An 18384-nucleotide genomic window follows, 5' to 3' on the forward strand; every position below is an offset into this window, starting at 1 on the left:
TCACTCTTCGTTGATTATGATATAATTTTTGTGGAAATGATGATAGTGACATTTGATGCAGAAGAGTGGGGAAACCCACTCTTTACGTTTTGTAATGGAAAAATTCTCATTAGCGCGCAACAAACAGGAGGTTATTTTAATTTGAGCACATCCCATATCAAATCCGCTGTTGAGGCTATGGTACAACCCTATCTCAATGAACATGGCTTTGAACTGGTTGACATTGAATATGTAAAAGAAGGAAGCAACTGGTTTTTACGATTATTCGTAGATAAGGACGGCGGAATCGACATTGATGAATGCGGTCGTATTAGCGAGTACGTCAGCGAGCAGTTGGACAAGGAGGATCCGATCAAGGAGGCCTATTTTCTTGAAGTTTCTTCCCCAGGCGCAGAGAAGCCGCTTAAAAAGGCTGAGGATGTACATAAAGCAATCGGCCAGCATGTATTTATTACAACCTATGAACCAATTGGCGGACTAAAAGAATTTGAAGGCTACCTAGAGGCATTCGATGGCGAGAATGTCGTTGTTCGTATAGGAAAAAAAGATCATACGATTCCATATGCAAAAGTAGCAAGCGCACGTCTTGCAGTTGTTTTCTAGTGTACAAGATTATGAAGGGAGGAACATCGTTCCAATGAGTATGGATTTTATTGAAGCATTACATGAGATAGAACGTGATAAAGGTATAGCTAAGGATGTGCTTCTTGAAGCGATTGAAGCAGCGCTAATTTCAAGCTACAAACGTAATTTCAATACTGCGCAAAATGTGCGGGTAGACATTAATAGACATAGCGGTGTTATTAAGGTATATGCTCGCAAAACAGTAGTAGATGAGGTGCTTGATCCGCGTCTTGAAATATCAATTGAAGCGGCTCGCGAAATTAATCCGCATTATCAGCTGGATGATATTGCGGAGATTGAGGTAACACCGCGTGACTTTGGCCGTATTGCAGCGCAAACGGCAAAGCAGGTCGTTACCCAGCGAATTCGTGAAGCTGAACGAGGCCTTATTTATAATGCATTTATTGATAAGGAAGAGGATATTGTCAACGGTATCGTGCAGCGTCAGGATACACGTAATTTGTTTGTTGATTTAGGCAAGGTGGAAGCGGTGCTGCCGTTGACTGAGCTGATGCCGACAGATAAATTCAAGCATGGCGATCGTGTGAAGTCCTTTATTACTAAAGTGGAAAACACGACGAAAGGCCCTCAAATTATTTTATCCCGAACACATCCGGGCCTGCTTAAGCGTTTGTTCGAGCTGGAAGTGCCGGAAATTTATGACGGCGTGGTAGAAATTCGCTCAGTAGCTCGCGAAGCGGGCTTTCGCTCGAAAATCGCTGTGCATTCGCGCAATAGCGAGGTTGATCCGGTTGGCTCCTGCGTAGGCCAGAAGGGCTTGCGTGTGCAAACGATCGTAACTGAGCTGAAAGGCGAGAAAATTGATATCGTGCGCTGGTCAGACAATGTGGAGGAATATGTGGCCAATGCGCTTAGCCCATCCAAGGTGCTTGAGGTTATCGTGTTTGAGCAGGAGAAGATGGCGCGAGTAATTGTGCCGGATTATCAATTATCGCTTGCGATCGGGATTAAAGGTCAAAATGCAAGGCTTGCCGCTAAATTGACTGGCTGGAAAATTGATATTAAAAGCGAGTCGCAAGCCGAGCAGGAATTTGGCCGTCCTAAAACATCAGCAGAAACGATGCATCAAGATTCGGTTTCCTTTGATTGATCGTTTTAAGCAAGCGGGTCCTTAGTAAAGGACGATCGATTTCGCAAAGGAGGGGTGTGCGGTGAGACCAAGAAAAGTACCGCTTCGAAAATGTGTAGCCTGTCAGGAAATGATGCCGAAGAAGGAGCTTATTCGGGTTGTACGGACACCGGCCGAAGAGATTATGATAGATCTTTCGGGTAAAAAAGCGGGGCGAGGCGCTTATTTATGCGGTAAAGTAGGTTGCTTTCAGTTGGCTCGAAAAAACAAGGCTCTCGATAGAGCTTTGAAACAATCTGTCAGTGAGGCGATTTACGAACAACTAGAGCAACAGTTTATTGCAGTAGAGGAGCGGTTTATCGCTAATAAGGAGCTGGCTGGAGATGAAGACTAATAAAAGTCTTTCGCAGCTGGGCATGGCGATGAGAGCAGGGAAGCTGATTTCTGGCGATGAAATTGTTCTCAAGGCAGTCCGGCAGCGCAAGTGCAAGCTCGTTATTATCGCCGCCGATGCTTCATCCAATACCAAAAAGAAATTTGCAGATAAATGCCGCACCTACGGAATACAACTCGCCGAAGCATTCGACCGCGAACAGCTGGGAAAAGCAATTGGTAAACCAGATCGGGTAGTACTGGCGATTACGGATACGCAATTTGCAGCTATGATTGCGAGTCATTTGAGCTATTATACGGAGGTGGATCCTATTGAGCAATAACAAAATCAGTAAGGATATGAAAGATAAACTGCGCGTCTATGAATATGCAAAGTCTTTAAATATGAGCAGTAAAGAAATTATTACAATATTGAAGCGGCTGGATCTTCCAGTCAACAACCATATGAGCGTAATGGAGCCTGAAATGGTGCAAAAGGTAGAAGGTTTCTTCCGTGACATCAAGGCCAATGCAGCTGCTAAGCGCGCTCAAGAAGCAAAACCTACAAATCAAGATAGACAGGGGCCAATGAAATCCATTAATATGACAACTCAAACATCAGAACAAAAACAAAACACTAATACTACAGTTTCTAATCAGTCGCAGCCAAAAGAAGAAAAGCAAGCAGCGACACAAAGTGTACGGACAGCTGAAAGACCGGCAGGCCGTTCCAACAATAACACAGGCGCACAGCGCAGCTCCTCCAATCAGCAGGGCGGCAATCGCGGCGGTCAGCATAGATCGAACCAAGAGGGCTCGAGTAATCAGTCGTCTCAAGCTGGACGTTCAGCTGGTCAAGGTCAAGGCGGCAACCGCAGCCATTCCAATCATGGAGGCGGACAAAAGCAGCAAAACAATACGCGCACAGATTCTGCAGCCCGTTCCAATCAGCAGCAGCCGCAGGGAAGAACGAGCACGGAAGATAAAACAAACCGTTCTGAAGACAGATATTCTTCAAACAACAATAGTTCGAATCGCGGTAAGGGCGGTCAAAGGAAATTTGATGACAATAACTCAAACCGTCAAAATAATTTTAGAGGTAACAACCGTAATAATCGTGGCCGCAATAATAGGCAGGCTCCACAGCCTCCTCGCGAAAAAATCGACAATACACCTAAGAAAATTATCGTTCGCGGCACGTTAACGGTGGGTGATCTAGCAAAGCTGCTTCATAAAGACGCTTCTGAAGTAATCAAGAAGCTTATGTTTTTAGGTGTTTTGGCTACGATTAACCAAGAAGTGGAAATGGAAGCTATTCAACTAATTGCTGATGAATACGGCGTAGAAGTTGAAGTGAAAATTCCAGTGGAAGAAGATGCGTTTGAAACGATCGAAGAAGTAGATGATGATGCAGATCTTAAGCTTCGCCCTGCTGTCGTCACAATTATGGGACACGTCGATCACGGTAAAACGACGCTTCTTGATTCCATTCGCAAAACAAATGTATCTAGCGGCGAGGCTGGCGGTATTACCCAGCATATCGGTGCTTATCAGGTAGAAATCAACGGCAAGAAAATTACGTTCCTTGATACTCCGGGTCATGAGGCGTTTACGTTGATGCGTGCACGCGGCGCTCAAGTTACTGATATTACTATTATTGTAGTAGCAGCGGATGACGGCATTATGCCGCAAACCGTTGAAGCAATCAGCCATGCCAAAGCTGCCGGCGTTCCAATTATCGTTGCAGTCAACAAAATCGATAAGCCTGAAGCTAATATAGATCGCATCAAGCAAGAAATGACGGAGTATGAGCTTGTCCCTGAAGAATGGGGCGGAGATACGATCTTCGTTGAAATTTCAGCGAAGCAGCGTATCGGAATCGAAGGCTTGCTCGAAATGATTCTTCTTGTAGCTGAAGTTAATGATTTCAAAGCAAACCCTAACAAGCGTGCTCGCGGTACAGTAATTGAAGCTGAGCTTGATAAAGGTAAAGGGCCTGTAGTCCGAATACTTGTTCAGCACGGCACACTTCGCATTGGCGATGCTTTCGTGGCGGGCAACTGCTTCGGCCGTGTCAGAGCAATGGTAAGCGACCGCGGCCGCCGCTTGAAGGAAGCGGGACCTTCAACGCCTGTTGAAATTACCGGCTTGACGGAAGTGCCTCATGCAGGCGATCCATTCCTTGTGTTTGAAGATGAGCGCAAAGCGCGCACAATTGCTGAACGCCGTGCGGTGAAGCACCGTCAAAGCGAAATCGGCGCCAATACTCGAGTTACGCTGGACGATCTTTACAACCATATTAAAGAAGGCGAAATTAAAGATCTGAATGTTATCATTAAAGCTGACGTTCAAGGCTCTTCTGAAGCACTTAAGGGCTCCCTGGCCAAAATCGAAGTAGAAGGCGTCCGTGTCAAAATTATTCATAGCGGCGTAGGAGCTATTACGGAATCTGATGTTATTTTGGCATCCGCATCGAATGCGATCGTAATTGGCTTTAACGTTCGTCCGGATCCGCAAGCAGAAGCTACAATCGCTTCTGAGAAGGTTGATGTTCGGATGCACCGTGTTATTTACAGCGCAATTGAAGAAATTGAACAAGCTATGAAGGGCTTGCTTGATCCGATTTATAAAGAGGTCGTTATCGGCCATGCTGAGGTGCGCAACGTATTTAAGGTTACTCGTGTAGGTGCAATCGCCGGTTGTATGGTAACCGATGGAAAAGTAGCGCGAAATGCTGAGGCTAGAGTGGTTAGAAGCGGCATAGTTGTATATACTGGTAAAGTGGATTCGTTGAAACGATTCAAGGATGATGCCAAGGAAGTTAGCCAAGGCTTCGAATGCGGTATAACGTTAGAGCGTTTCAGCGACTTCAAAGAAGGCGATATTATCGAAGCATTTGTCATGGAGACAGTAGAGAGGTGATTTAAGCATGGCAAAAATTCGAGTAGGCAGAGTCAGCGAGCAAATTAAAAAAGAGCTGAGTCAAATTATTCAAATGGAGCTTAAAGATCCGCGCATCGGCTTTATTACGGTAACAGGTGTAGAGACGACAAGCGATTTGTCTCAAGCGCGCGTCTATTTGAGCGTACTTGGCAATGATGAGCAAAAAGAAGCTACGTTAAAAGCGCTGGCAAGAGGGACTGGTTTCCTTCGTTCAGAGCTTGGCAAACGTATGAAGCTTCGCCATACCCCAGAGCTTCTGTTCAAATTCGATAACAGTATCGAGTACGGAAGCCGTATCGAGTCGTTGCTTGACGAAATTAATAATGGAAATGATAAGCAATGATGACGGCCCACAAGGAATATATGGAACAGCTGGAGCAGGCGCTGGCCTTTATTCTTGAAGGTGACTCTTTTCTTGTAGTTTCTCATGTCCAGCCGGACGGCGACGCTATCAGCTCAACCGTCGCCGTCAGCTGGCTTCTCAAACAGCTTGGCAAAGCCTCTGTGCTAGTTAACGAAAGCGAACTGCCAAGCCGCTTGAATTATTTATACGATTTTGATCGTATCGAACGCTACAGTGAAGATAAATTTCAAGAATCGTTCGACCGTATAATCGCTGTTGATTGTGCCGACTTTCGCAGAATAGGCGAAGTCAGCCGATCATTCGGGGTTAACTCGCAATTACTTAATATAGATCATCACCCTACGAATAACGGCTTCGGCGCTGTCAATGTCATACGGCCTGATGCCGCTGCAACAGTAGAAATTTTGTTTGATTTGATTGAGCTTGCCAAGCAACCGCTTGATCTGGATTGCGCTACCGCAATTTATACAGGCTTAATTACTGATACAGGTGGATTTAGGTATTCGAATACTAGCCCACGGGTAATGGAAATTGCTTCAAAGCTGCTGGCGGTTGGAGTATCTGGCTATTGGCTGGCAGACTGGCTGCTGGAAAAAATGACGATCGGCAAGCTTAAATTGCTGCAGCTCGCGCTTAATCGTCTTACTTTCAGTGACAACCTTGAAATAGGCTGGCTTTATATCGATCAACAGGATATGAAGAATACAGGGGCTGTCTCGGAAGATATTGAGGGCATCGTCAATTATGCGCTTAATGTGGACGGAGTAGAGGTTGGCATTTTGATTAAAGAGAGTAAAGACGGATCGCTGAAGGCAAGTCTGCGTTCTGCGGGAAAAGCGAATGTGGCGCAGGTTGCGCAGCAGTTTGGCGGTGGGGGTCATACAAGAGCGGCAGGCTGCAAGCTTGATGGCACGATTGAAGAGGCTACTGCACAATTGGTGGAAGCTGTCAGAAAGGCGTTGGTAATGTAGATGGACGGCATTTTGGCAGTATGGAAACCGGAAGGTTGGACTTCTCATGATGTAGTAGCAAAAGTACGCCGACTATTGAAGATGAAGCGGATTGGTCATGCCGGTACGCTTGATCCGATGGTTACGGGCGTACTTCCTTTATGTCTAGGCCGTTCTACGCGCGTAGTAGAATATGTGCAGGACAGGCCCAAGGCCTATACGGCTACTTTAAGGCTGGGCATTGCAACAGATACAGAGGATATAACGGGAGATGTTATAGAGCGCTCTGATCATGTTTCAGTCTCGCTTGAGCAGGTACAAGCAGCGCTGACCAGGTTTGAAGGGACAATTGATCAGGTGCCGCCCATGTTCTCAGCCGTTAAAGTCGACGGAAAGCGGCTTTATGAGTTGGCTAGAGAAGGAAAGACGGTTGAGCGGAAATCTCGTAAAGTGCATATATATCAAATCGAATTGCTCAGCACGAATCTGCAGGCGGAGGAACCGGAAATAACGTTTTCTGTGGAATGCTCCAAGGGCACTTATATTCGTACTTTATGTGTGGATATAGGCAAAGCTTTAGGAGTACCCGCAACGATGGCAAAGCTCATTCGTACTATGTCGGGCGGCATAACAGAAGAGAGCTGCTTGACAATCGAGCAAATCGAGCAATTGGCGCAAGCCGATAAGCTAACCGATCATTTGCTGGCTGCTGATGAAGCGATCTCTCATATCCCAGAGTCAGTTGTTGATGATGCTATAGGGGAGCGCGCGCTGCAGGGCCAGAAGATTCGGCTGCAAGCGGCAAATATTCAACAAGCTGAATGGGAGAACGGGCAAATTGTCCGGCTGTACAATCGTTCGAGAATATTTTTGGGCATTTTTCAAATAGATACGGCAGCTAGTCTTTTGAAGCCGATTAAAGTGTTTTCTGCTATTTAAGTTTATCGCAGATGCAGATCTATTCAAGGCTTTAAATAAGGCAATGCCGAATAGTTCATCAGGAATGCAGGTGTTTCAGCATTGGACATTATACCAATAAGCTATCCATTACAAAACTTGCCTCTTACACTTAATACACAGCTTTCGCTTGCTATCGGCCATTTTGACGGGGTACATAAAGGCCATCAAAATGTGATCGGACAGGCTGTTAAAGTTGCGCAGCAAAATAATATGCGGGCAGCCGTTATGACATTCACTCCTCATCCTAAAGCAGTGCTCGGCAGAGGCGCTCATTATGACGAATGCTTAACCCCGCTTCATGATAAAACAGCGATATTTGCCAAGCTCGGCGTTGAAGTTGTTTTTGTTATGAAATTTGATTTGCAATTTGCGTCTGTATCGCCTGAGCAATTTATTGATGAAGTAATAAAAAAGCTCAATGTAAAGCATATCACTGTCGGTTTTGACTTTAGATTTGGCAGTCGCGGAGCTGGTGATCCTGCCATGCTCAAGGAGCTCTGCTTGCCGCAGATCGGCGTATCTGTCGTAGAGCCTTTATTTGATAATGGCCAAAAGGTGAGCAGCACATTTACCCGGCAGCTGCTTAAGGAAGGCGATTTGAAGCATGCAGAAAGGCTGCTTGGCAGACCATATACCATTACAGGCACAGTCGAGCGTGGCGACGGCAGGGGAAGCACAATTGGTTTTCCAACTGCTAATTTACGCTTTAATGATCCTTATGCCGGCTTAAAGCTGGGCGTTTACGCTATTAAGGCAGAAGTGAATGGGAAAATGTACGGCGGTGTATTAAATTACGGAATTAAGCCAACATTTAATAAAGAAGACATTAAGCCTGTCATGGAAGCTCATTTGTTTGATTTCAATCAAGATATTTATGGGGAAGCTGTAACCGTACATTTTATTGATTTCATCAGATCAGAGCAGCGCTTCGGATCCGTTGCGGAGTTAATTGCTCAAATTAATAAGGATGCCGAAACAGCAAAAAGCATCGTTAGCGTAGGGCGGTAAAAAGCATCTTTCGAAGGTGCGTCAAAGCTGTTTATGTTTGAGTAAAGGAAATCGCTCGACAAACGAAGAGACAATATGGTATACTTTACATCGTTATTGCTTGTTATACAATTGTATAATATAGCAGTTGAACCATAGCTTGGGTGCATGATCTCACCGACGGCAACGAGGCTATTGGCGATTATGAAAAGGAGGTGAATGAGGATGGCAATTACACAAGAGCGTAAGCAAGAATTGATCGAAGAGCACAAAACACACGCGAGTGACACTGGTTCTGCAGAGGTACAAATCGCTATCCTGACGGAGAATATTTCTAACTTGACGCAGCATTTGCGCGAGCACAAGAAAGATCATCATTCCCGTCGCGGTTTGCTTAAGATGGTAGGTCAACGTCGTAAAATGTTGGCATACTTGAAGAACAAAGATATCAGACGCTACAGCGCACTGATTGAAAAACTCGGCCTTCGCCGTTAAAACAAGCGACATGAAAAGCAACCTGATTGTCCCGGTTATCGACATGATAATAGGAATCGGGTTGCTTTTTGTAATAGGAAAAGGAGGAATTAAATGATACACCGTGTAGAGATGACGCTTGGCGGAAGACCGCTGTCCCTGGAAACGGGCCGGTTGGCTAAGCAAGCAAATGCTGCAGTTACTGTGCGATATGGCGATACTGTTGTGCTTTGTACTGTTACAGCATCAACAGAGCCGAAGGATCTAGATTTTTTTCCGCTGACTGTAAACTATGAAGAGCGTTTGTATGCAGTAGGTAAAATCCCGGGCGGATTTATTAAGCGGGAAGGCAGACCTAGCGAAAAGGCGATTCTATCCAGCCGTTTGACAGACCGGCCTATACGTCCGCTATTTCCGGAAGGATTCCGCAACGATGTGCAAATTGCTAATATCGTGATGAGCGTGGATCAGGACTGCTCGCCAGAAATTGCGGCCATGATTGGAACTTCTGCGGCGCTGGCTATTTCTGATGTTCCTTTTAATGGGCCAATAGGCGGTGTTACCGTCGGCCGTATTAACGGGGAGTATATGATTAACCCTACGGTTGAGCAGGAGCAGGAAACGGATATTTTCGTAGTCGTAGCTGGAACGAACGACGCAATCATGATGGTGGAAGCAGAGGCTAATGAAGTGTCTGAAACCGTTATGCTGGAAGCGATAATGTTCGGCCATGAAGAAATTAAAAAGATTGTAGCAACAATTAATGAGCTTCAAGCTATTGCAGGAAAAGACAAGATGGCAGTTCAGCTGCATGCAGTAGATGAAGCTGTTAATGAGGCTGTACGAGCATATGCTTCTGCAGATCTTGTCGCTGCTATTAAAATTGCAGAAAAGCATGCCCGTCAAGATGCTATTGACGAAGTAAACAACAGAACAGTTGTGCATTTTGAAGAAATTTACGCTGACAGTCCAGAACTGATGGCTGACGTAAAAGAAGTGCTGTACGATATTGTAAAAGAAGAAGTTCGCCGCTTGATTACTCATGATAAAGTAAGACCAGACGGCAGAGCGCTTGAGGAAATTCGTCCGATTGAGTGCGATGTAGCATTGCTGCCGCGTACGCATGGTTCGGGCTTGTTTACTCGTGGACAAACGCAAGCGCTAAGCATTTGTACGCTAGGTGCAATGGGAGACGTTCAAATTTTGGATGGCATATCGCCGGAAGAAACAAAACGCTTCATGCATCATTATAACTTCCCGCCATTCAGCGTTGGCGAGGCTAGACCGCTTCGTCCTCCAGGCCGTCGCGAAATTGGACATGGTGCTCTTGGTGAACGCGCTCTATCCAAAGTTATTCCGTCTGAGTCAGAATTCCCGTACACAATTCGTTTAGTGTCCGAGGTGCTAGAATCCAACGGTTCTACCTCACAAGCAAGCATTTGTGCGAGCACGCTGGCGATGATGGATGCAGGTGTTCCAATTAAAGCGCCAGTAGCAGGCATTGCAATGGGACTGATTAAAGATGGCGAGCAATTCTCGATCCTGTCCGATATTCAAGGCATGGAAGACCATCTTGGCGATATGGACTTTAAAGTTGCCGGCACGCCAGCGGGTGTTACTGCCATCCAAATGGATATTAAAATTGCGGGCATCGATCGCAGCATTCTTGAGCAAGCGCTTGAGCAGGCACGCCAAGGCCGTATGCACATTTTGGGCAAAATGCTTGAAGTTATGTCCGAATCAAGAACAAGCCTATCTCAATATGCTCCGAAAATTTTGACGCTGCAAATCAATCCGGATAAAATTCGTGATGTTATCGGTGCAGGCGGTAAAATCATTAACAAAATCATAGAAGAAACCGGCGTTAAAATTGATATCGAGCAAGATGGTATGGTGTTTATCGCTTCTTCTAATGAAGAAATGAACAAAAAAGCAAGGGCGATCATTGAAGGTATCGTCAAAGAGGTTGTCGTCGGCGAAGTTTATTTGGGCACAGTAAAGCGCATTGAGAAGTTCGGCGCATTTGTTGAAATATTGCCAAATAAAGACGGTCTTGTTCATATTTCGCAGCTGTCCACTGAGCGTGTTGCCAAAACAGAGGACGTAGTGAAAATTGGGGATCAAATTACTGTGAAAGTAACGGAAATCGACCAGCAAGGCAGAATTAATTTGTCGCGCAAAGCGGTATTAACGCCGGAAGTTCCAGCTCAATCCTAGGATTGGATGGAATTTCCCTTCCATACAAAACGTTCGAAGAGCCAGATGAAATCTGTCTCTTTTTTATTTTAAAGTATAAGAAAGTAAAGTTCTTGTAATCTTATATCAGTTTTTATATTTCATCGGTAAACGCGCCTGTCCAAAGGACGGCGGAGCCTTTTATCCTTGATAAAAAAATGTTTACATAACAGCGTCCAAGCTGTCATACATTGGTGATAAGCATGATGCTGCTTGTACGAGTATTTTTGTCTCGCCAGGCGGCATGAAATGGAGTGATGCCAATGTTATGGATGCGTAAAGGTGCGGCTATTGCCTGCACTATTTTAGCATTGCTTATTTTTGTTCGGTTAAATTCAGATGTGGCCTTTTTTATAAAAAGCCTAAAGAGCAGCAAGGAAAGCCAGTTGGTTTGGAGCAGCAAGCGCACTGAGGCAGAGGAGCAGCTGTATGAGCGCATTGTTGCAGAAGCAAAAAACCAGTATATCGCTCCTATTAATGCAAGAATCGATCGTGTATGGCATGCTATACCTGGCTATAACGGCTTGGAAGTGGATGTAGAGAAAACGTTCCAGGCAGCCCGATTAAACCCAAACTCAGACATTATTCCATTTCATTATGCAGAGGTTGAGCCGGACATAAAGCTTGAACAGCTGGGGGCTCATCCTGTTTATCGCGGCAATCCGAATAAAAAAATGATTTCCTTTATGATTAACGTAGCTTGGGGCAATGAGTACATAGAAGCTATTTTAAAAACTTTACGGGATGAGAATGTGAAGGCTACTTTTTTTCTCGATGGAAGCTGGTTGAAAAAAAATCCGGATATAGCAAAGCAGATTCAAGCCGAAGGACATGAAATGTCTAATCACGCTTATTCGCATCCGGATATGAAGCTGCTTGGCCGAGCGGAGCAGCAGTCGCAAATACAGCGGACAGAACAGCTGCTGGAGTCGGTGCTGCAGGTCAAAAATCGACTGTTTGCCCCGCCGTCAGGCTCTTATAATAAGGCTACCGTACAAATCGCAAGAGAGCAGGGGCTGCAAACGGTTTTATGGACGATCGATACGGTTGATTGGCGCAAGCCTCCTGCAAGCTCTATAGTAACAAAAATTACGAATCACTTGGAGCCTGGCGCACTGATTTTGATGCATCCTACTGCCAGCTCGCGCGATGCTTTGCCCGGGATGATAAAAGCAGCTAAAAAAAGAGGATATGCAATCGGTACTGTCAGTCAGACCTTGTCGTCCAAGCGTATTGATGCCGGAGCAGTTGAGGGGAAGTAGCGATTCTGATATAGTGGACTTATTCATAGTTTAGGAGGACGCTTGTGAAGAAATATATGCTTAGCAACGGTTTGCGAGTAGTGGTTGAATATATGCCTACTGTCCGTTCGGTATCATTTGGAATATGGGTGAAAACTGGCTCTCGCAATGAATCGACTAACAATAACGGAATTTCACATTTTATAGAGCATATGCTATTCAAAGGTACAGCAACTCGAACAGCAAAAGATATTGCAGATGTATTCGACGGCATAGGTGGCAATGTAAATGCATTTACCTCCAAAGAATATACATGCTATTTCGCAAAAGTGCTGGATGAGCATTTGCCTATCGCTGTTGATGCATTGTCTGATATGTTTTTTAATTCCGAGCTGAATGAAGAAGAGCTGGCGAAAGAAAAAAACGTGATTTTGGAAGAAATCGCAATGTATGAGGATACGCCTGACGATAAAGTGCATGATGAAGCGGCGCGCGCTTCTTACGGAGATCATCCGCTAGCTTATTCCATTTTGGGAATCAAAGATCGTTTGATCGATATGAAGCCTGGGGATTTACGACAGTATATGAACGAAATGTACACGATTGAGAATACGGTCATTAGTGTTGCCGGCAACGTTGAAGAGCAGAAATTGCTGACGCTGCTAGAGCAATATTTTGGCGGCTTTAACCTGCACTCCAGCAAAGAAGTGAGCAATGAGGCTCCGTTATTTGTAGGCGACTACATATTTTATAAGAAAAAGACAGAACAGCAGCATATTTGTCTTACTTTTCCGGGATGCTCCTTTAAAGATCAGCAGCTGTACGCGATGATACTGTTAAGCAACGCCCTTGGCGGAGGAATGAGCTCCCGCTTGTTCCAAGAAATAAGAGAGAAGCGCGGACTGGCCTATTCCGTTTATTCTTATCATATGTCATTTGCGGATACAGGGCTTTTTACGGTATATGCTGGAACCGCTCCAAAACAGACGAAGGAAGTCATTGATCTGACGATGGAGCAATTGGATCTGCTGCAGAAGAACGGCCTGTCCAAGGACGAGCTGACACGCGGGAAAGAGCAGCTGAAGGGCAGCTTGATATTGAGTCTCGAAAGTACAAGCAGCAGGATGAACAGACTAGGTAAAAACGAGCTTATGCTGGGACGGCATTTCACGCTTGATGAAATGCTTGCACGCATTGATAAGGTTACGATGGAAGACGTTGCATTCGTTACACAGCGGATGCTGTCGGTTCCATTTGCAGTAGCTGCTGTCGGTACAAATGATAAAGATGCAGCTAATATAAGGAGGAATAGTTTTGCAACAGGTTCTATTTAAGCGATTGGCTGGCAATGAGGATATAGCATTGCCTCAAAAAATGTCAGAATGGGCGGCAGGCTTTGATTTGCACGCTGCTGTGGCTGAAGATGTAGTGCTAAATCCAGGACAGCGCCAGCTTATTCCGACAGGCTTTTCAATGGCGATGCCTGCCAATATGGAAGCGCAAATTCGTCCGCGCAGCGGACTTGCATACAAGCATGGCATTACCAGCTTGAATTCGCCGGGCACCATCGATGCCGACTATCGCGGTGAGGTTAAGGTGCTGCTCATCAATTTAGGTCAGGAGCCATTTGTCATCAAACGCGGCGAGCGTATTGCGCAGATGGTATTTCAGACTTTGCCAAGCGTGCAAATCGTAGAGACTGACGAGCTTCCTGATACCGTAAGAGGCAGCGGCGGGTTTGGACATACAGGTGTTAATTAATAATTTCATATACATTTATTTGTACCTTTCAACCGTCTGAGTTACTCGGTTTAAGCTGTGTTTAAGGAGAATTGATGCTCCTTAAGCGCAGCTTTTTTAATTTAAAACGCACGGGTCAAAAAAAAGGGGGACCGAAGCCTTTTTCTCTAATTATTAAACTTCCAGTTTCGTACAAAAAGCGTCGAAGCCCCAATCAAAGCGTTTTAGTTGGGGGATTATGTAAGAAAAATTGTACAATTATTCGCTCATGCTCCGCAAATGACTTGATCAACGATAATTCAAAAGTTAACGCAAAAGTAAAAGGACTGCATCGTTATTTCTTGAAGCGCATCATTTCTTCTTATCACCATGCACTGGGCAAAGGCATAGTATATTTTAAAATATAAGAAAGTATAAGTGTTTGTACCTTATATCTGTTCTTATATTTCATGGGTAAACGCGCCAGTCCAAAGGACGGCGGAGCCGTTTATCCATGTAGCTTAGTGATAGAAGGGAGTGATGCTCGATGTTTACAGGCATACAGGTGCTTTTGCTTGGAGGCGATGCCAGACAAGTCGAAGTCATTAGAAAGCTTAACGAGCTGGAAGCTTCAGTCTTCGTATGCGGCTTTGAACAATACGAGGCAGATTATGGCCCTGTTACATTTTGTTCTTGTGACAAAGAGGTCTTTGCCACGACAGATGTATTGATATTGCCTGCAGCTGGAACTGACGAGCAAGGTGAAGTCGCTGCGCCATTTGGCAACAGCCCTTTAAAGCTGACGAATGAGCTTGCCGAGCAGCTGCCGAAGCACGCTGTAATTTATACAGGCATGGCCAGACCTTATTTGCAGCAGCTGTGCGCGATGCACCGATTAAAGCTGGTCGAATTGTTTGAACGTGATGATGTTGCTATTTATAATTCGATACCGACTGCCGAAGGCGCCCTGAAAATGGCGATAGAAAATACAGAGTTTACAATTCATAGTTCCTCATCCATCGTGTTAGGGTTAGGCCGTACAGGATTTACAATGGCTAGGGCTCTGCAAGCGCTAGGGTCTAAAGTCAAGGTAGGCGTCAGGCGCTCAGAGCATTACGCCAGAGCGTTTGAAATGGGGCTCGACCCTTTCTATATCAGTGATTTGCAACATCATGTAAGCAAGATTGACTTGATTTTTAATACAATTCCGACTATGATAGTCACAGCGCAAATTATCGCAAAAATGCCGAAGCATGCGGTCATTATAGACCTCGCATCAAAGCCAGGAGGCACAGATTTTCCCTTTGCGGAAAAATACGGCGTAAAAGCGTTGTTAGCCCCCGGATTGCCAGGTATCGTTGCACCTCAAACTGCTGGACGAATCATAGCGGATTGTTTAGTACAGTTGATGATGGACGATATTAGCAATCGGAGGAATGAATAATGGATTGGAATGGTTTAACAGTAGGTTATGCATTGTCTGGCTCCCATTGTACATTTGCAGAGGTAATGCCGCAAATTCAGCGGTTCGTCGATGCTGGCGCGAAAGTCATACCGATTGTATCGCAAACGCTAGTGACAACGGATACTAGATTCGGTACAGCCAAGGAATGGCAGGAGCAGCTGACCTCGATTACAGGCAATGAAATTATATCAACAATCGTGCAAGCCGAGCCGCTTGGGCCTTCTAAGCTGCTTGATGTGCTGGTTATCGCGCCTTGTACGGGCAATACAACGAGCAGATTGGCAAATGCGCAAACAGATAGCGCAGTGCTGATGGCCGCCAAAGCTCAAATGAGAAATCGCAGACCTGTTGTCCTAGCGATTTCTACTAATGACGGCCTTGGATTAAACGCAGCGAATATAGCTCGTTTGCTTGTCGCCAAAAATATTTATTTTGTACCTTTCGGACAAGATAATCCGGTGCAAAAGCCTAATTCACTCGTGGCAAAAATGGATTTAATTATGGAAGCGTGCGAGGCAGCGCTTCAAGGGGAGCAGCTGCAGCCTATATTAATCTAGTAAACAGATTTATTATTGTGAGGGGAGAAGAAAGCATATGTCTAGTCAAACATTGTTTAATGTTGCGGTAGTTGGAGCAACAGGCGCAGTAGGGGAACAAATTATTAAATTACTTGAAGAGAGAAACTTCCCGATCAAGGAACTTAAGCTATTGTCTTCAGCACGTTCTGCGGGCAAAAAAGTCCAGTTCAAGGGTCAAGAGGTTACTATAGAAGAAGCAAAGCCTGAAAGCTTTGATGGAATAAATATTGCTTTATTCAGCGCAGGCGGAGATGTTACGAAGGCGCTGGCCAGCCATGCTATAGAGCGTGGAGTAGTATGTATCGACAATACTAGCGCTTATCGCATGGATGTAAATACGCCACTTGTCGTTCCAGAGGTTAATGCTGACAAAATCCGTGAGCATAACGGCCTGATTGCCAATCCGAATTGCTCTACGACTCAAATGGTTGTTGCCTTGAAGCCGCTTTTGGACCGTTATGGAATTGAGCGTGTTATCGTATCTACTTACCAAGCTGTTTCAGGAGCAGGCGCAAGCGCTATAACTGAAATGCTTCGCCAAACGAAGGCAGCACTTGCTGAAGAAGAAGTCAATCCGGCTATTTTGCCTGTAGGAGCACTTCCTGTGAAGCACCAAATTGCGTTTAACGCCATTCCGCAAATTGATAAGTTTACAGATAACGGTTATACATTCGAAGAAATGAAAATGGTCAATGAAACTAAAAAAATTCTTGGCGACGAGTCCATCGAAGTAACCGCAACTTGCGTGCGTATTCCGGTTGTCTATGGCCATTCTGAGTCGGTATATGTTGAGCTTAAGAATGACTATGATCTTGAGGAAGTAAAGCAGCTGCTGGCGAATGCGCCAGGCGTTACGCTTGTTGACGATCCTGCAAGCCAGCAGTATCCGCTTGCTACGGAGTCAGCTGGCAAGCCGGATGTTTTCGTTGGCCGTCTAAGACGTGATCTTGGGCATAATCGCGGCCTGAATATGTGGATTGTTTCTGACAACCTGTTAAAAGGCGCGGCTTGGAATGCAGTTCAAATTGCAGAAGAAATCGTAAAAGGTTAATCTAAACAGTCTCATTGAGGCGCGTATATCGCCCGCCAGCTATAAGAGCCTGCAGGCTCTGGGAGGTATACAGTATGCGCATCCTCGTTCAAAAATTCGGCGGCTCCTCGCTTACAACCAAGCAAAGCAGGGAACAAGTAATCAGCCACATTATACGTGAACGCAATAATGGCTACGCAGTTGTCGTTGTTGTATCAGCAATGGGCAGATTAGGAGAACCCTATGCAACCGATACGTTGCTGGAGCTTGTGTATAGCGAGAAAGAGCCGCTATCTTCTCGTGAGCGCGATTTGCTGCTTTGCTGCGGCGAAACTATATCCGCAGTGACGCTCTGCGCTATGCTGCAAGAACGCGGACTGCCGGCTCATGTTTATACGGGAGCCGGTGCTGGCATTATAACGGATGAACAGTTTGGCAATGCCAAAATTTTGGAAATCCGCCCCAAAGCTTTAATAGCTTCGTTGGAGGCGGGAACGATCGTGATCGTAACTGGTTTTCAAGGAGTTTCTGAAGCGGGAGAATTAACGACATTAGGCAGAGGCGGCAGCGATACCTCCGCAACGGCGCTAGGTGCTGCACTGACTGCCGAAATCGTAGATATATATACAGATGTAGTCGGTGTTTTAACAGCTGATCCGCGTATTGTGACAGGAGCAAAGCCGTTGTCGGCCGTTTCTTACGCAGAAATATGCAATTTGGCAAGAGAGGGAGCTAAGGTTATTCATCCAAGAGCTGTCGAAATTGCCCAGCAAGCAAGGCTGCCGATTCGTATTCGATCGACATTTTCTGAGGATACGGGCACATGGATAGGCGATCAGGTGTATACAGGCAGCGAGCAAATGCTGTATGATCGACATGTAACTGGAATTGCTCATTATTCCGGGTTAACCCAGCTTACTGTCAAATCTCCGGACCAATGTACCGATATGCCTTTATCCGTATTCAAAACAATGGCCGATCATCAAATTAGTGTTGATTTCATTCATGTTACGCCTAACAAGGTGACCTATACTGTATTTGATAAAGATGCTGCCAAAGCCATCAAGCTGCTCCGGACTATTGGCTATGAGCCTGAGGAAAGAAAGGGCTGTGCGAAAGTATCGATTATCGGAGGCGGAATGAACGGTCAGCCAGGGGTTATGGCCAAAATTGTCGAGGCATTAACTGAAAAGAATATTGCTATTATGCAGTCAGCCGATTCAAACACAACGATATGGGTGCTTGTGCAAGGTACTGAAATGGAAGAAGCAGTTCGTACCCTTCATAATAAATTTGAGCTTCACAAATAGATGCTGTAAGCTTTATTCATATTATACCTGTTCGCAAACCAA

The 18384-nt window shown here is 45.3% G+C and carries 18 protein-coding genes; all 18 read left to right on the forward strand.

The genetic code is table 11. The features are described from left to right. The first annotated feature begins 141 nt into the window (after positions 1-141). The 18 genes from rimP (at position 142) to dapG (ending at position 18342) form a co-directional block, all read left to right on the forward strand. Complete coding sequence (rimP, locus tag ACRRU2_RS02410) at positions 142-603, forward strand: ribosome maturation factor RimP (protein ID WP_432499813.1); 462 nt, start codon at positions 142-144, stop codon at positions 601-603. A 34-nt stretch (positions 604-637) separates the two neighbouring features. Next, positions 638-1735 carry a transcription termination factor NusA gene (gene nusA, locus ACRRU2_RS02415; RefSeq protein ID WP_331698222.1) on the forward strand — a complete coding sequence of 366 codons (1098 nt, stop codon included), beginning with the start codon at positions 638-640 and terminating at the stop codon, positions 1733-1735. A gap of 61 nt (positions 1736-1796) precedes the next feature. Further along, positions 1797-2108: an RNase P modulator RnpM gene (gene rnpM, locus ACRRU2_RS02420; protein WP_331698221.1), complete on the forward strand. Its 312-nt coding sequence runs from the start codon at positions 1797-1799 to the stop codon at positions 2106-2108. Then, positions 2098-2430 (forward strand): L7Ae/L30e/S12e/Gadd45 family ribosomal protein, encoded by a 333-nt coding sequence (locus ACRRU2_RS02425; protein WP_331698220.1) that lies wholly within the window; start codon positions 2098-2100, stop codon positions 2428-2430. The genes rnpM and ACRRU2_RS02425 overlap by 11 nt, the downstream gene beginning before the upstream one ends. Before the next feature lie 16 nt (positions 2431-2446). After that, entirely contained in the window at positions 2447-5008 is a 2562-nt protein-coding gene (gene infB, locus ACRRU2_RS02430; protein WP_331698219.1) for a translation initiation factor IF-2, read from the forward strand. Between the two features lie 7 nt (positions 5009-5015). Beyond that, positions 5016-5372, forward strand: a complete 357-nt coding sequence (gene rbfA / locus ACRRU2_RS02435; protein WP_331698218.1) for a 30S ribosome-binding factor RbfA — start codon at positions 5016-5018, stop codon at positions 5370-5372. Further along, entirely contained in the window at positions 5372-6364 is a 993-nt protein-coding gene (locus tag ACRRU2_RS02440) for a DHH family phosphoesterase (protein WP_432499855.1), read from the forward strand. Before rbfA ends, ACRRU2_RS02440 begins: the two co-directional genes overlap by 1 nt. After that, positions 6365-7282, forward strand: coding sequence for a tRNA pseudouridine(55) synthase TruB (gene truB, locus ACRRU2_RS02445; protein WP_331698217.1), 918 nt, complete (start codon positions 6365-6367; stop codon positions 7280-7282). It begins immediately after the preceding gene. An 81-nt stretch (positions 7283-7363) separates the two neighbouring features. Continuing rightward, positions 7364-8311 (forward strand): bifunctional riboflavin kinase/FAD synthetase, encoded by a 948-nt coding sequence (locus ACRRU2_RS02450; protein ID WP_432499815.1) that lies wholly within the window; start codon positions 7364-7366, stop codon positions 8309-8311. Between the two features lie 204 nt (positions 8312-8515). Beyond that, positions 8516-8785 carry a 30S ribosomal protein S15 gene (rpsO, locus tag ACRRU2_RS02455; RefSeq protein WP_331698215.1) on the forward strand — a complete coding sequence of 90 codons (270 nt, stop codon included), beginning with the start codon at positions 8516-8518 and terminating at the stop codon, positions 8783-8785. Positions 8786-8878: 93 nt separating this feature from the next. After that, positions 8879-10981, forward strand: a complete 2103-nt coding sequence (gene pnp, locus ACRRU2_RS02460) for a polyribonucleotide nucleotidyltransferase (RefSeq protein ID WP_331698214.1) — start codon at positions 8879-8881, stop codon at positions 10979-10981. Between the two features lie 281 nt (positions 10982-11262). Continuing rightward, positions 11263-12261: a polysaccharide deacetylase family protein gene (locus tag ACRRU2_RS02465; RefSeq protein WP_432499816.1), complete on the forward strand. Its 999-nt coding sequence runs from the start codon at positions 11263-11265 to the stop codon at positions 12259-12261. A gap of 44 nt (positions 12262-12305) precedes the next feature. Continuing rightward, positions 12306-13574, forward strand: a complete 1269-nt coding sequence (locus ACRRU2_RS02470) for a M16 family metallopeptidase (protein WP_432499817.1) — start codon at positions 12306-12308, stop codon at positions 13572-13574. After that, positions 13555-14001: a dUTP diphosphatase gene (gene dut / locus ACRRU2_RS02475; RefSeq protein WP_331698211.1), complete on the forward strand. Its 447-nt coding sequence runs from the start codon at positions 13555-13557 to the stop codon at positions 13999-14001. Before ACRRU2_RS02470 ends, dut begins: the two co-directional genes overlap by 20 nt. 505 nt (positions 14002-14506) lie before the next feature. After that, positions 14507-15403 carry a dipicolinate synthase subunit DpsA gene (gene dpsA / locus ACRRU2_RS02480; RefSeq protein ID WP_331698210.1) on the forward strand — a complete coding sequence of 299 codons (897 nt, stop codon included), beginning with the start codon at positions 14507-14509 and terminating at the stop codon, positions 15401-15403. Next, on the forward strand, positions 15403-15981 hold the full coding sequence (locus ACRRU2_RS02485; RefSeq protein ID WP_331698209.1) for a dipicolinate synthase subunit B: 579 nt from the start codon (positions 15403-15405) through the stop codon (positions 15979-15981). The genes dpsA and ACRRU2_RS02485 overlap by 1 nt, the downstream gene beginning before the upstream one ends. Positions 15982-16018: 37 nt before the next feature. Further along, positions 16019-17053 (forward strand): aspartate-semialdehyde dehydrogenase, encoded by a 1035-nt coding sequence (locus ACRRU2_RS02490; protein WP_432499819.1) that lies wholly within the window; start codon positions 16019-16021, stop codon positions 17051-17053. Positions 17054-17127: 74 nt separating this feature from the next. Beyond that, positions 17128-18342, forward strand: a complete 1215-nt coding sequence (dapG, locus tag ACRRU2_RS02495) for an aspartate kinase (protein ID WP_331698206.1) — start codon at positions 17128-17130, stop codon at positions 18340-18342. The last annotated feature ends 42 nt before the right edge of the window (positions 18343-18384 follow it).

Origin of the sequence: Paenibacillus sp. GXUN7292 (assembly GCF_050864975.1) — a bacterium.
In the GTDB taxonomy this organism is placed as follows: Bacteria; Bacillota; Bacilli; order Paenibacillales; family Paenibacillaceae; genus Pristimantibacillus.

Coding starts and splice junctions, on each gene's coding strand:
- nusA (WP_331698222.1), top strand. CDS start 638: ATGAGTATGGATTTTATTGAAGCATTACATGAGATAGAACGTGATAAA.
- ACRRU2_RS02425 (WP_331698220.1), top strand. CDS start 2,098: ATGAAGACTAATAAAAGTCTTTCGCAGCTGGGCATGGCGATGAGAGCA.
- infB (WP_331698219.1), top strand. CDS start 2,447: ATGAAAGATAAACTGCGCGTCTATGAATATGCAAAGTCTTTAAATATG.
- rbfA (WP_331698218.1), top strand. CDS start 5,016: ATGGCAAAAATTCGAGTAGGCAGAGTCAGCGAGCAAATTAAAAAAGAG.
- ACRRU2_RS02440 (WP_432499855.1), top strand. CDS start 5,372: ATGACGGCCCACAAGGAATATATGGAACAGCTGGAGCAGGCGCTGGCC.
- truB (WP_331698217.1), top strand. CDS start 6,365: ATGGACGGCATTTTGGCAGTATGGAAACCGGAAGGTTGGACTTCTCAT.
- rpsO (WP_331698215.1), top strand. CDS start 8,516: ATGGCAATTACACAAGAGCGTAAGCAAGAATTGATCGAAGAGCACAAA.
- pnp (WP_331698214.1), top strand. CDS start 8,879: ATGATACACCGTGTAGAGATGACGCTTGGCGGAAGACCGCTGTCCCTG.
- ACRRU2_RS02465 (WP_432499816.1), top strand. CDS start 11,263: ATGTTATGGATGCGTAAAGGTGCGGCTATTGCCTGCACTATTTTAGCA.
- dpsA (WP_331698210.1), top strand. CDS start 14,507: ATGTTTACAGGCATACAGGTGCTTTTGCTTGGAGGCGATGCCAGACAA.
- ACRRU2_RS02485 (WP_331698209.1), top strand. CDS start 15,403: ATGGATTGGAATGGTTTAACAGTAGGTTATGCATTGTCTGGCTCCCAT.
- ACRRU2_RS02490 (WP_432499819.1), top strand. CDS start 16,019: ATGTCTAGTCAAACATTGTTTAATGTTGCGGTAGTTGGAGCAACAGGC.
- dapG (WP_331698206.1), top strand. CDS start 17,128: ATGCGCATCCTCGTTCAAAAATTCGGCGGCTCCTCGCTTACAACCAAG.